Below are 12,731 nucleotides of genomic sequence, written 5' to 3' on the forward strand. Positions count from 1 at the left end.
TGGGGGTTCAAGTCCCTCCACCCGCATAATGCGGAAGTAGTTCAGTGGTAGAACACCACCTTGCCAAGGTGGGGGTCGCGGGTTCGAGTCCCGTCTTCCGCTCCAACATGCCTATGCCGGGGTGGCGGAATTGGCAGACGCACAGGACTTAAAATCCTGCGGTAGGTGACTACCGTGCCGGTTCGAGTCCGGCCCTCGGCACTTTATATGCGCCCGTAGCTCAATTGGATAGAGCATCTGACTACGGATCAGAAGGTTAGGGGTTCGAATCCTCTCGGGCGCGCCATGTTTATATCGTAATGAGGACGGGAAGTAGCTCAGCTTGGTAGAGCACATGGTTTGGGACCATGGGGTCGCAGGTTCGAATCCTGTCTTCCCGACCATTTTCAAGGGGCCTTAGCTCAGCTGGGAGAGCGCCTGCTTTGCACGCAGGAGGTCATCGGTTCGATCCCGATAGGCTCCACCATATATTTATAATGGCGGCGTAGCTCAGCTGGCTAGAGCGTACGGTTCATACCCGTAAGGTCGGGGGTTCGATTCCCTCCGCCGCTACTAGCTTAGGACCTTTAGCTCAGCTGGTTAGAGCAGACGGCTCATAACCGTCCGGTCGTAGGTTCGAGTCCTACAAGGTCCACCATGTTCATATTATACGGAGGAGTACCCAAGTCTGGCTGAAGGGGTCGGTCTTGAAAACCGAGAGGCGTCGAAAGGCGCGCGGGGGTTCGAATCCCTCCTCCTCCGCCATAAATTGATTTTAATTCTTCTTTCTTAATAAGGATGGAATATTGTGCCGGCTTAGCTCAATTGGTAGAGCAACTGACTTGTAATCAGTAGGTTGCGGGTTCAAGTCCTGCAGCCGGCATCGTTGTGGCGGCTATGGCGAAGTGGTTAACGCACCAGATTGTGGCTCTGGCATTCGTGGGTTCGATTCCCACTAGTCGCCCCATAAATTTTATGTTGTGCCGGTGTAGTTTAGTGGTAAAACCTCAGCCACGAGCGACACTTCGTTGAATAAGCTGCGAGTTGCCTCGACGCATCTAACATCCTTGAGTATGCTGGTAGAGGAAGAGGCATGAGAAAGCGTAGAAGTAAAAAATAGATATGTGAGTAATTTATCGCGCGGGTGTAGTTTAGTGGTAAAACCTCAGCCTTCCAAGCTGATGTCGTGGGTTCGATTCCCATCACCCGCTTACGTGGGCCTATAGCTCAGCTGGTTAGAGCGCACGCCTGATAAGCGTGAGGTCGGTGGTTCAAGTCCACTTAGGCCCATTATATTGTTTTGTAGTAGCTTGGTGACGAGCAATGCATCATTGAGCAAACCGCGAGTTGCCTCGACGCATTTATCATCGTTGAGAATGTTGGTAGAGGGAGAGGCAGTAAAGTTAAACTATAATGTTGGTTAGGTAGCATGAATCAATTTTATTATTGTTCCGCAGTAGCTCAGTGGTAGAGCACTCGGCTGTTAACCGAGCGGTCGTAGGTTCGAATCCTACCTGCGGAGCCATTTGGAGAAGTACCCAAGTGGCTGAAGGGGACGGTTTGCTAAACCGTTAGGTCGCGTTTTGCGGCGCGCGGGTTCAAATCCCGCCTTCTCCGCCATTGCCACACACGGCCCGTTGGTCAAGTGGTTAAGACACCGCCCTTTCACGGCGGTAACACGGGTTCGAATCCCGTACGGGTCACTAGTAAAAAGGACATCTCATATCATGAGATGTCCTTTTTACATTTCATCAAAATTTATATGCGTTTTATTTTTCTTCTCCAAAAATTTTTTTCCATATTCCCCGTGTTGATGAATAGAAGGATGTTCAACTTGAATGGTGACGTGGGAAAGATTATATCTTTCTTTTAGCATTTCATTAATAGCTAAAATGACACAAAATGGTTGAATATGTTCGTGAATAAGAACGTGTGCTGTTAAGGAATAATGATCAGTTGAAATCGACCAAATGTGTAACTCATGTACATCTTCTACCCCTTTAATAGAAAGAATATCAGCACGAATACGATCCACGTCAAATTCATGTGGCACTGCATCCATTAAAATAAAATACGATTCCCGAACAATTTTTGCCCCCCCTATAAAAATAATGGTACCGATGGCGACGCTAATGAGTGGGTCGAACACGTATAATCCTGTAAAGTAAATTAAAATGGCTGAGATGATGACGCCAATGGAGCTGAGTAAGTCGCCAATAAAGTGCCATAAGGCGCTTTTTACATTTAAATTTTCTTCCTCTTTCATGCTCCGACTTAAAACGATTGTTAATACGAGATTAACAACAAATCCGATCGTTGCAATGGTTAGCATGAGAGAAAATTGAATGCTTTCAGGATGAATAAAACGACGAATTCCTTCAATGAAAATTCCAATAGAAATGATGACAAGCGCGAGCCCATTTAAAAATGAAGCGATAATTTCAAACCGTAAATAGCCAAATGTAAATGTTTTATTTGGTGGGCGAGAAGCTAAATAAATGGCAACCATACTTAAGCTTAATGCAATGACGTCAGAGGCCATATGGGCTGAGTCTGACAATAGAGCAAGCGAATTAGACAAAATGCCTCCTACAATTTCAACAATGGTGAAAAAAGTCGTTAATAACAGTGTTGTCCAAAGTGCTTTCTTTGATGTTTCTTGTACTTTCATATGCGGTAAATGATGAAAATCATACATATGCATTCCCCTTTATTTAAAATTAATATTAAAAAAAATAAATAATAATTACTATAAACTATTTTATATAATTATCATTTGTCACTCAAGCGACAAATTTATGGACGTTCGTATTGATTTTCATTTAACATGTGATTTGTTGAACATTGTCGAAAAATATCTTAATTTTCTTACAGGAATTTTATATGACTTTGTGTAATATATACAGTACGGAATTGTTTCCGCACCCATGGAAGAAAGGATGGATGAACATTTGTTGACAATGAGTCCAACCGATTTGCAGATGCATTTATTTCACGAAGGAACGTTTTATCAAAGTTATCACTTGTTTGGCGCACATCTTATCAAACGGGATAGAGCGATCAAAACCCGTTTTTGTGTATGGGCCCCACATGCAAAAGAAGTTCGTCTTGTTGGAACGTTTAATGATTGGAACGGAGAAAAGCACAAATTAACAAAAATAAACGAGCAAGGGATATGGATGATTGTTGTCCCTGAAAACTTAGAAGGACATTTATATAAATACGAAATAATGACAAAAGATGGACGTATCGTTCTGAAATCAGATCCATATGCTTTTTATGCAGAAGAACGCCCCAATACGGCCTCTATTGTATATGATTTAAAAGGATATAAATGGAATGATCAAGCGTGGCAAAGAAAAAAGAAGCGAAAACCTATTTATGAGCAACCGATGTTTATTTATGAAGTTCACCTTGGTACATGGAAAAAGAAAGATGATAGGAAATTTTATACATATAAGGAAATGGCAGATGAGTTAATTCCTTATGTTGTCGAACATGGATTTACTCACATTGAACTTTTGCCGCTTATTGAGCACCCGCTCGATCGTTCCTGGGGATATCAAGGAACAGGTTATTATGCTGCAACAAGCCGTTATGGAACGCCTCATGATTTCATGTATTTCATTGATCGTTGTCATCAGGAAGGAATTGGAGTCATTTTAGATTGGGTACCGGGACATTTTTGTAAAGATGCACATGGGTTATATATGTTTGATGGTGAGCCGACGTATGAATATATGAATATGCAAGATCGCGAAAATATTGTGTGGGGAACAGCAAATTTCGATTTAGGAAAACCAGAAGTGCATAGCTTTTTAATTTCGAATGCTTTGTTTTGGTTAGAGCATTATCATATTGACGGTTTTCGTGTTGATGCGGTTGCAAATATGCTTTATTGGCCGAATAGCGATGTACTGCATCCAAACCCATATGCCATTTCATTTTTAAAGAAATTAAATGAAGTTGTATTTGCTTTTGATCCGAATGTATTAATGATTGCAGAAGATTCAACAGATTGGCCGAAAGTGACGGCACCTACGTACGATGATGGGTTAGGATTTAACTACAAATGGAACATGGGATGGATGAACGATGTATTAAGCTATATGGAAACGAGCATGCATGATCGAAAATATATGCATCATAAAATGACATTTTCTTTGTTGTATGCTTACACGGAAAATTTTATTTTACCTTTATCTCATGACGAAGTGGTGCATGGAAAAAAATCGTTATTAAATAAAATGCCGGGCGATTATTGGGATAAATTTGCTCAACTTCGCTTGCTTTATGGATATTTTATGACGCATCCCGGAAAAAAACTGTTGTTTATGGGTGGAGAGTTTGGACAGTTTGATGAATGGAAAGATTTAGAACAACTCGATTGGGTGTTGTTTGACTTTGATATGCATCGAAAAATGGATGACTACGTGAAATCTCTCACTCATTTTTATAAAAAGCAAAGAGCATTATATGAATGTGATCATGATCCAAATGGGTTCGAATGGATTGATGTGAACAACGCTGAACAAAGTATTTTTTCTTTTATTCGACGAGGAAAAAAAGAAGAAGATGCGTTAATTGTCGTTTGCAATTTTACTAATATCGTGTATGAAGATTACAAAATTGGTGTGCCATTGCTTACATCGTATCGAGAAGTATTTAATAGCGATGATGTGATGTACGGTGGCGCGGGGCACATAAACAAAAAAGTGCTTGTGGCACATGAAGAGCCGTATCACGGAAAGCCGTATCATATTCGAATGACAATTCCGCCGTATGCTATAACAATTTTACGACCAACAAGAAAAAGAGAAGGGAAGGGAAACCATGGTACGAAAAAAGTGCGTCGCTATGCTACTCGCAGGGGGACAAGGGAGTAGATTAAGTTCGCTAACAAAAAATTTAGCTAAACCAGCTGTTCCGTTTGGAGGAAAATACCGCATTATTGATTTTACATTAAGCAATTGTGCTAATTCTGGCATTGATACTGTTGGGGTGCTCACCCAATATCAGCCGCTAGAGTTGAATACGTACATTGGAATTGGAAGTGCATGGGATTTAGATCGGAAAAATGGGGGGGTAACCGTTCTCCCTCCGTATGCCGAATCATCAGAAATGAAATGGTACAAGGGAACAGCGAATGCCATTTATCAAAATCTAAACTATTTGAAGCAATATGATCCGGAGTATGTCCTCATTCTCTCCGGTGACCATATTTATAAAATGAATTATGCGGACATGTTACAATACCATATCGAAAAAAAGGCGGATGTTACAATTTCTGTTATTGAAGTACCATGGGAAGAAGCGAGCCGTTTTGGAATTATGAACACAAATGAAGAGATGGAAATCGTAGAGTTTGAGGAGAAGCCAGCTCATCCGAAAAACAATTTAGCGTCTATGGGCATTTATATTTTTAAATGGTCTATTTTGAAAGAGTATTTAGAAATGGACAATCGAAATGACCGTTCAAGCCATGACTTTGGTAAAGATATTATTCCTTTACTGATCGAAGAAAAAAAGCGGCTCATTGCCTATCCATTTAAAGGATATTGGAAAGATGTTGGGACGGTCAAAAGTTTATGGGAAGCAAATATGGATTTACTAGAAGATACCCCAGCATTAAATTTATTTGACCATACATGGCGTATTTATTCTGTGAACCCGAATGAACCACCGCAATATATTGCTCCATACGCACAAGTGAAGGAGTCTTTAGTGAATGAAGGATGCATCGTCGAAGGGAATGTGGAGCATTCTGTTTTGTTTCAAGGGGTGCACATTTCACAAGGTGCGAAAGTAAAAGATTGTGTTGTTATGCCTAATGCAGTAATTGGAAAAAACGCACACATTGAAAAAGCGATTGTTCCGCCAAATGTGGAAATTCCTGATGGAACGTTTATTTGTGGGGATCCATATGACGCGGAAGTCATTCTTGTGACAGAGGAGATTTTGGGACATTTTTCTGAGAGAGAGGATGAGAAAACGTGGGAAAATTAATGCTTGGGGTCATTGATGCGACGACATATACACCAGAAATGAGTGATTTGACATTTAAGCGTTCTATCGCAGCCGTCCCGTTTGCTGGTCGCTATCGGCTAATTGATTTTGTTTTATCAAATATGGTGAACTCAGGTATTGAAAGTGTCGCTATTTTCCCAAAGTATCAATATCGTTCGTTAATGGACCACCTTGGATCAGGTAAGAATTGGGATTTGAATCGAAAACGTGATGGACTGTTCTTTTTCCCTTCACCTGACCTCCCGATTTCTCATATCGGTTCGTTTCAACATTTCCAACAACATATTGACTATTTTTTGCGAAGTACGCAAAAATACGCTCTTATTTGTAACAGTTATACGGTGTGCAATATTGATTATGAGGAAGTGTTGCGACGTCATATTACTAACGAGTGCGACATTACCCGTATATGTTATCGTGGAAAGTCGCTTGATATGTTTATTTTAGAAACATCATTGTTGCTTGATTTAATCGCAAACCAGCAAAGAAATCAATATCGCAGTATTGTTGATGTTGTGAATGATGAAGGAAATGGGTTAACCGTATGTGATTATGAATATGATGGATATGTGGCAGTTATTGATAGCATCGAACGTTATTTCTACCATAGCTTAGAACTTCTTAAACCAGAAGTGTGGAAGAAGTTGTTTTTAAAAGGAAGACCGATTTATACGAAAGTAAAAGATGAGCCACCGACGAAATATACATCATATGCTTGCGTGCGTAATGCGATGATTGCGAATGGATGTATCATTGAAGGAGAAATTGAAAATAGTATTATTTCTAGAGCAGTAAAAATAGGAAAAGGAACTGTTGTCCACAACAGTATTATTATGCAAAAAAGTCAAATTGGGGATAATTGTATTCTTGAATATGTGATCGTTGATAAAGATGCTCGCATTGGTGATGGAGTGAAATTAATTGGAACGCCGAATCAGCCAATCGTCATTCGAAAAGGGACAATACAAGGAGAGCTGATGAAATCGTGAAAGTATTATTTGTCGTATCAGAGTGTGTACCGTTTGTGAAAACAGGTGGTTTAGCTGATGTTGCTGGCGCATTGCCGAAAGAGTTGAAAAAGCTTGGGACGGATGTGCGTGTGATGCTTCCTAAATATGGGGTCATTCCACAACATATGCGCCAAAAAATGAATAAAATTGCTGAGCTTGTTGTCCGTGTTGGTTGGAGAAGACAATATTGTGGAATTGAACAATTAGAATACGAAGGAATGACATACTATTTCATCGACAACGAATATTACTTTAAGCGAGATTCGTTATACGGACATTACGATGACGGTGAGCGTTTTTCATATTTTTGTCGAGCGGTTCTCGATTCTCTCCCTGTCATCGGCTTTCAACCAAATGTCATTCATTGTCATGATTGGCACACAGGGATGATTCCATTTTTGTTGCGTGAAGAATATGCGAAAAATTCATTTTACGCGCAAATGAAAACGGCATTTACCATCCATAATTTGCAGTTTCAAGGCATTTTTCCACGCGAGATTTTAGGGGATTTGCTAAATTTAAGCGACCATTATTTTTCGATTGAACATTTAGAGTTTTACGGTCAAGTTAGTTTCATGAAAGGGGCTCTCGTCTCCGCACATATGATTACAACAGTTAGCCCAACGTATAAAGAAGAAATCCAAACTCCATATTATGGTGAACGGCTTGACGGATTATTGCGCGCGAGAAGTTCGCACTTAGTTGGAATTTTAAATGGAATTGATGATGACATATATAACCCAAAAAAAGATCCGTATATTGCAGTGCCATACGATGTGACGACAATTGCACGAAAAAGTATTAATAAGCGAGCGTTACAACAACATTTTTCATTGCCGTCAGAAGAAGATGTCCCAGTCATTGCCATCGTTTCACGGTTAACGAAACAAAAAGGATTAGATTTAGTAAAATGCGTATTTCACGAAATCATTGCTGAAAATGTGCAAATGATCATCCTTGGAACAGGAGAATGGGAGTTTGAACATTTCTTTCATGAGATGGCGCTGACATATCCAGAACGTGTGCGTGTATATATTGGGTTTTCAGAACAGCTTGCACATCAAATTTATGCTGGAGCAGATATGTTTTTAATGCCGTCTAAATTTGAACCGTGTGGTCTTGGCCAAATGATTGCGATGCGCTATGGAGCTGTACCGATCGTGCGAGAAACGGGCGGATTAAACGATACAGTGCAGTCGTTTAACGAATTTACAAAAGAAGGAACCGGATTTACGTTTAAAAACTTTAATGCACACGACATGTTATATACGATTCAACGTGCCCGTTCATTTTATGAACAAAAAGAGGTATGGGAAATGATCATGAAGCAGGCAATGAGTCGGGATTACAGTTGGGCAAAGTCAGCATTTAAATATAACCAACTATACGACGAACTAATGACTGGGAGTGGCATCTATGTTCACGAATAAGGAAGAGTTTAAACAAACGTTTTTGAAGCGACTAGAAATGATGTACGGAAAACGTTTTTGGGAATCGACTGTTCTCGATCAGTACAATACGTTAGGCCATATGATTCGCGAGTATATTAGTAAACATTGGATTCAGACGAATGAACGATATCGTGCCCAACATAAAAAGCAAGTATATTATTTGTCCATTGAATTTTTATTAGGACGTTTACTAGGAAACAATTTAATGAATCTTGGCATACGAGATGTCGTGGAAGAAGGATTGAAAGAGTTAGGCATTGAGTTAGCTCATATTGAAGAAGTGGAAATTGATGCAGGTCTAGGGAATGGGGGTCTTGGGCGTCTCGCCGCTTGTTTTTTAGACTCTCTCGCTTCTCTTGACCTTCCTGGACATGGACAAGGCATCCGTTATAAACACGGTTTATTTGATCAAAAAATAGTCAATGGTTATCAAGTGGAACTCCCGGAACAATGGTTGCGTCATGGGAATGTTTGGGAAGTGAAAAAAGAAGATTTAGCGGTAGAAGTGAATTTCTGGGGGAAAGTAGAGTGCTACGAACAAGATGGTCGGTTAACGTTTCGACATTATGATGTCGAAAAAGTGATGGCTGTTCCTTATGATATGCCTGTCATTGGATATGATACGACGACTGTAAATACATTACGATTATGGAGTGCCGAGCCTGCAAAATTTCCGCTTCATAAACATGTCATGCAGTATAAGCGAGAAACGGAAGCGATTTCTGAATTTTTATACCCAGACGACACGCATGACGAAGGAAAAATTTTAAGACTAAAGCAACAGTATTTTCTCGTTGCTGCAAGCATTGGGAGCATCGTACGCGATTATCGGCAACGGTACGGGCATTTGCAACATTTTCACCGTCATGTAGCGATTCATGTGAACGATACACATCCTGTATTAGCCATTCCAGAGCTTATGCGTATTTTGTTAGATGAGGAAGGAATGGGGTGGGACGAAGCGTGGCATATTACGACAAACACGATCTCTTATACAAACCATACCACATTGTCGGAAGCGTTGGAAAAATGGCCAATTTATATTTTTCAACCGCTATTGCCGCGCATTTATATGATTGTGCAAGAAATTAATGAACGCTTTTGTCGTGACTTATGGAATCGATATCCTGGTGATTGGAAAAGAATCGAGGAGATGGCCATTATTGCACATGGGCTCGTGAAAATGGCTCATTTAGCGATTGTAGGGAGCTATAGTGTGAACGGTGTGGCGAAAATACATTCTGAAATTTTAAAGCATCGTGAAATGAAACTGTTTTACGAATACTTTCCTGAAAAGTTTAATAATAAAACGAACGGCATTACACATCGCCGTTGGTTGTTAAAAGCCAATCCACAGCTTTCTTCTCTTATTACAGAAGCGATCGGAGCGGAATGGGTAAAGCAACCCGAACAGTTGATTCAACTAAAAAAGTATGCAAATGATCATTCATTTCAAGACGAATTAGCAAAAGTGAAACATTACCATAAACAACAGTTGGCGACGTATATTTATGAAAAAACAGGTGTTGCTGTGGATGACTCATCCATTTTTGATGTACAAGTAAAACGGCTGCATGCGTATAAAAGACAGTTGTTAAATGTGCTACACATTATGCATTTATATAACCGATTAAAAGAAGATGAGCATTTCGACATGCATCCACGCACGTTTATTTTTGGTGCAAAGGCATCACCGGGATATCATTATGCGAAACGGATCATTAAGTTAATTAATTCCGTTGCACAAAAAGTAAATAGCGATGAGCAAATTAACGGGAGATTAAAAGTCATTTTCCTAGAAAATTACCGTGTTTCATTGGCGGAAAAAATTTTCCCGGCTGCTGATGTAAGTGAGCAAATTTCGACCGCTAGTAAAGAAGCATCTGGAACTGGGAATATGAAATTTATGATGAACGGAGCTGTGACGATCGGAACGTTGGATGGAGCGAATATTGAAATTTTAGAGCGAGTTGGTCATGATAATATGTTTATTTTCGGGCTTACGGCAGAAGAAGTATTGCACTACTATGCAAACGGTGGCTACCATTCGTATGAATATTACCATCATGACCAACGCATTCATCAAGTCGTTAATCAACTAGTGAATGGCTTTTTTCCTGATGCGTACGATCATTTTGAACCGATTTACGATTCATTGCTCGCCCATAATGATCAATACTTTGTTTTACGCGATTTCGCATCGTATGCTGATGCGCAACAACGAGTTGGTGCAACGTATGAAGATCGGAGAAAATGGTTGGAAATGAGCGTTGTGAACATTGCTTGTTCAGGATATTTTTCAAGCGACCGAACGATTGAAGAGTACGCTCATGATATTTGGCATATTCGTTAATAAAAAGGTCCTGTAAGCATATGCTCACAGGACTTTTTTAAGAAGTATAAGGATCTTTTTCATATGCTGGAAGGTCACCGAGCGGAGACATCAGTTGCTCGTCGTCAAGCACTTGTTCATATTGTTCATGTACAATGTTTGGATAAATCGTAACACCTGTTCCATAAAGGTCTGTGGCTGCGAATGTTTCAAACGGCTCGACATAACCGATTTGTTCTCCTGCATCGATATACATTCGATCATAATGTACCGTATCTTCTTGGACATCTGAAGGTGTTTCGGATGTACCGAAGCGCGCAACTTTTTGCCAACTATCTTCGGCATCAAATGTTTCCGCTTCTTTATGAACGACAAATTCACCAAATGGAGGAGACAAGACGCTTTCTTCGATCGGGCGTTGTTGCGAAACGACTTGGTCAGGGCTATGTTCTTTACAAAATGTCGTCGTTGGGATGGCTTCAAGACGTTCGACTGGGATAGCCTTTCCACATACTTCACAAATTCCGTATGTCCCATCTTTCATCGCTTGAAGCGCCCGTTCAATATCGTGAAGTTCTCGTTTTGTATGTTCGTTTAAGGCGATATCTTTTTCTCGCTCATATAGTTCTGTTCCACTGTCGGCAGGATGATTATCATAATTCGATAGTTCCCCAACCGAGTCATGAGCAGATGCTCGTATGAGACCGAAATGATCATTTTGTTTCAACCGTTGTACAATTTGTTGTTTTTCTTGTAATAAGCGTTCACGCAAAGTTTGCATATCATCCCTCCTCAAAATTAGACTACACTATAGTATGGACTAAAAAGAAAAAACCATAGCGCAAAGGCTATGGTTTTTTCTGGATCTTTACTGTAGCCAATAATGAATAAACAGACCAATGACGAGTAAAAATCCGAATTGTGTATTCGTTTGAGCGGTCGCTTTCATTGCTGGCATCATATCTATCGGTTTTGTTTTTCCAATAAATCCTTTGGTTGCTTGCCACGCTTTCGGAACGCTAAACAATACAAGCAATGTCCATGGCGAAATCGTTTTTGTAAAAACGAGCAATACGATCCATAAAAATGATGTAACGAACATGCCGCCTAATAGCGAAATGGCACGTTTTCTTCCAAGTAAAATCGCTAACGTTTTTCGACCGCTTTTTTTATCCCCGTCTAAGTCACGAATGTTGTTCGCTAATAAAATGGCTCCGACTAAAATGGAAATCGGAACAGAGACAAGAACAGGTGTTGCCGTAATTGTGCCTGTTTGAATAAAAAATGAAATTAAAATAATGGTGAGCCCCATGAAAAAACCTGCCGCTAATTCACCGAATGGAGTATAAGCGATCGGAATAGGACCACCTGTGTAAAAATATCCTGCTGCCATGCAAATCGTGCCGATGACGGCTAACCACCAACTACTATTGACGCAAATATAAACACCAAGTAGCATGGCGACTGCAAAAAAAGACCAAGCAAGCAATAACACCGTTTTTGGGGAAATCCCATCACGGACGATCGCTCCACCAATTCCGACAGATTCAGGTGTATCGAGACCGCGTTTATAGTCGTAATATTCATTGAACATATTTGTTGCTGCTTGGATAAATAACGAAGCTACGAGCATGGCAAAAAATAAAGGAAAGTGAATTGGTGCTTCGTCTACTGCAAGCACAGTACCAATAGAAACAGGAACGAACGCTGCAGTCAGCGTATGTGGCCGTAATAAGCGCCACCAAACGCGCCATTCTCGTTTATAGTGAACAGTTTGAGCATTTGAACGTACTGGTGTTGGCATACCATTCTTCTCCTTTGATTAAAATGTCGTTCACAATAAGTGTAGGGAAGTGGGGAAAATGTGTCAATGTCTTGACAATATAAATTGTTTCCTATCTCTAAAGAACAATATTATAATGGAAAAGGGAT

8 protein-coding genes and 15 tRNA genes are annotated in these 12,731 nt (G+C 40.3%); 20 read left to right on the forward strand and 3 right to left on the reverse strand.

Annotation, left to right across the window (positions count from 1 at the left end; all coding sequences use genetic code 11):
* Positions 1 to 30 precede the first annotated feature (30 nt).
* From LH47_RS08535 to LH47_RS08605, 15 genes are all read left to right on the forward strand, one after another.
* Positions 31 to 105 (forward strand) — tRNA-Gly (locus LH47_RS08535).
* Positions 106 to 115: 10 nt separating this feature from the next.
* A tRNA-Leu gene (locus LH47_RS08540) sits at positions 116 to 201 on the forward strand.
* Positions 202 to 209: 8 nt separating this feature from the next.
* Positions 210 to 286: transfer RNA gene (locus LH47_RS08545), tRNA-Arg, on the forward strand.
* 20 nt (positions 287 to 306) lie between these two features.
* Positions 307 to 383, forward strand: a tRNA-Pro gene (locus LH47_RS08550).
* Between the two features lie 7 nt (positions 384 to 390).
* Positions 391 to 466, forward strand: a tRNA-Ala gene (locus tag LH47_RS08555).
* Between the two features lie 12 nt (positions 467 to 478).
* Positions 479 to 552 (forward strand) — tRNA-Met (locus tag LH47_RS08560).
* A gap of 8 nt (positions 553 to 560) precedes the next feature.
* A tRNA-Ile gene (locus LH47_RS08565) sits at positions 561 to 637 on the forward strand.
* Between the two features lie 14 nt (positions 638 to 651).
* A tRNA-Ser gene (locus tag LH47_RS08570) sits at positions 652 to 744 on the forward strand.
* Between the two features lie 45 nt (positions 745 to 789).
* Positions 790 to 862, forward strand: a tRNA-Thr gene (locus LH47_RS08575).
* Positions 863 to 870: 8 nt separating this feature from the next.
* Positions 871 to 946: transfer RNA gene (locus LH47_RS08580), tRNA-His, on the forward strand.
* A 173-nt stretch (positions 947 to 1,119) separates the two neighbouring features.
* Positions 1,120 to 1,190 (forward strand) — tRNA-Gly (locus tag LH47_RS08585).
* A gap of 5 nt (positions 1,191 to 1,195) precedes the next feature.
* A tRNA-Ile gene (locus tag LH47_RS08590) sits at positions 1,196 to 1,269 on the forward strand.
* 160 nt (positions 1,270 to 1,429) lie between these two features.
* Positions 1,430 to 1,504, forward strand: a tRNA-Asn gene (locus LH47_RS08595).
* Between the two features lie 3 nt (positions 1,505 to 1,507).
* Positions 1,508 to 1,599, forward strand: a tRNA-Ser gene (locus LH47_RS08600).
* A gap of 11 nt (positions 1,600 to 1,610) precedes the next feature.
* Positions 1,611 to 1,682, forward strand: a tRNA-Glu gene (locus tag LH47_RS08605).
* A 38-nt stretch (positions 1,683 to 1,720) separates the two neighbouring features.
* Here LH47_RS08605 and LH47_RS08610 read toward each other — a convergent pair.
* Positions 1,721 to 2,677: a cation diffusion facilitator family transporter gene (locus LH47_RS08610; RefSeq protein WP_043966565.1), complete on the reverse strand. Its 957-nt coding sequence runs from the start codon at positions 2,675 to 2,677 to the stop codon at positions 1,721 to 1,723.
* A gap of 241 nt (positions 2,678 to 2,918) precedes the next feature.
* On the opposite strand from LH47_RS08610, the gene glgB reads away from it, so the two are divergent.
* Genes glgB through LH47_RS08635 form a run of 5 tightly spaced genes read left to right on the forward strand, consistent with a single transcriptional unit; the run spans position 2,919 to position 10,820 of the window.
* Positions 2,919 to 4,865, forward strand: coding sequence for a 1,4-alpha-glucan branching enzyme (gene glgB / locus LH47_RS08615; RefSeq protein WP_084221293.1), 1,947 nt, complete (start codon positions 2,919 to 2,921; stop codon positions 4,863 to 4,865).
* Entirely contained in the window at positions 4,813 to 5,985 is a 1,173-nt protein-coding gene (locus LH47_RS08620) for a glucose-1-phosphate adenylyltransferase (RefSeq protein WP_043966568.1), read from the forward strand. Before glgB ends, LH47_RS08620 begins: the two co-directional genes overlap by 53 nt.
* Entirely contained in the window at positions 5,973 to 6,995 is a 1,023-nt protein-coding gene (locus LH47_RS08625) for a GlgC family sugar phosphate nucleotidyltransferase (RefSeq protein ID WP_043966569.1), read from the forward strand. The genes LH47_RS08620 and LH47_RS08625 overlap by 13 nt, the downstream gene beginning before the upstream one ends.
* Positions 6,992 to 8,446, forward strand: coding sequence for a glycogen synthase GlgA (gene glgA, locus LH47_RS08630; protein WP_043966570.1), 1,455 nt, complete (start codon positions 6,992 to 6,994; stop codon positions 8,444 to 8,446). The genes LH47_RS08625 and glgA overlap by 4 nt, the downstream gene beginning before the upstream one ends.
* Complete coding sequence (locus LH47_RS08635) at positions 8,433 to 10,820, forward strand: glycogen/starch/alpha-glucan phosphorylase (protein WP_043966572.1); 2,388 nt, start codon at positions 8,433 to 8,435, stop codon at positions 10,818 to 10,820. The genes glgA and LH47_RS08635 overlap by 14 nt, the downstream gene beginning before the upstream one ends.
* Before the next feature lie 37 nt (positions 10,821 to 10,857).
* Here the strand turns inward: LH47_RS08635 and LH47_RS08640 are convergent, their stop codons facing one another.
* Together LH47_RS08640 and LH47_RS08645 are read right to left on the reverse strand one after the other, a co-directional pair.
* A complete protein-coding gene (locus LH47_RS08640) occupies positions 10,858 to 11,580 on the reverse strand; it encodes a yteA family sporulation protein (RefSeq protein ID WP_043966574.1) in 723 nt (240 codons plus the stop codon).
* A gap of 87 nt (positions 11,581 to 11,667) precedes the next feature.
* On the reverse strand, positions 11,668 to 12,603 hold the full coding sequence (locus LH47_RS08645; RefSeq protein ID WP_043966576.1) for a 1,4-dihydroxy-2-naphthoate polyprenyltransferase: 936 nt from the start codon (positions 12,601 to 12,603) through the stop codon (positions 11,668 to 11,670).
* Positions 12,604 to 12,731: the final 128 nt, after the last annotated feature.

The organism is Anoxybacillus thermarum, from assembly GCF_000836725.1.
In the GTDB taxonomy this organism is placed as follows: domain Bacteria; phylum Bacillota; class Bacilli; order Bacillales; family Anoxybacillaceae; genus Anoxybacillus; species Anoxybacillus thermarum.

Bases quoted from the DNA above. Each gene is read 5' to 3' on its own strand.
- LH47_RS08635 (WP_043966572.1), top strand. From the start codon at position 8,433: ATGTTCACGAATAAGGAAGAGTTTAAACAAACGTTTTTGAAGCGACTA.
- glgB (WP_084221293.1), top strand. From the start codon at position 2,919: ATGGATGAACATTTGTTGACAATGAGTCCAACCGATTTGCAGATGCAT.
- LH47_RS08645 (WP_043966576.1), bottom strand. From the start codon at position 12,603: ATGCCAACACCAGTACGTTCAAATGCTCAAACTGTTCACTATAAACGA.
- LH47_RS08610 (WP_043966565.1), bottom strand. From the start codon at position 2,677: ATGTATGATTTTCATCATTTACCGCATATGAAAGTACAAGAAACATCA.
- LH47_RS08620 (WP_043966568.1), top strand. From the start codon at position 4,813: ATGGTACGAAAAAAGTGCGTCGCTATGCTACTCGCAGGGGGACAAGGG.
- LH47_RS08640 (WP_043966574.1), bottom strand. From the start codon at position 11,580: ATGCAAACTTTGCGTGAACGCTTATTACAAGAAAAACAACAAATTGTA.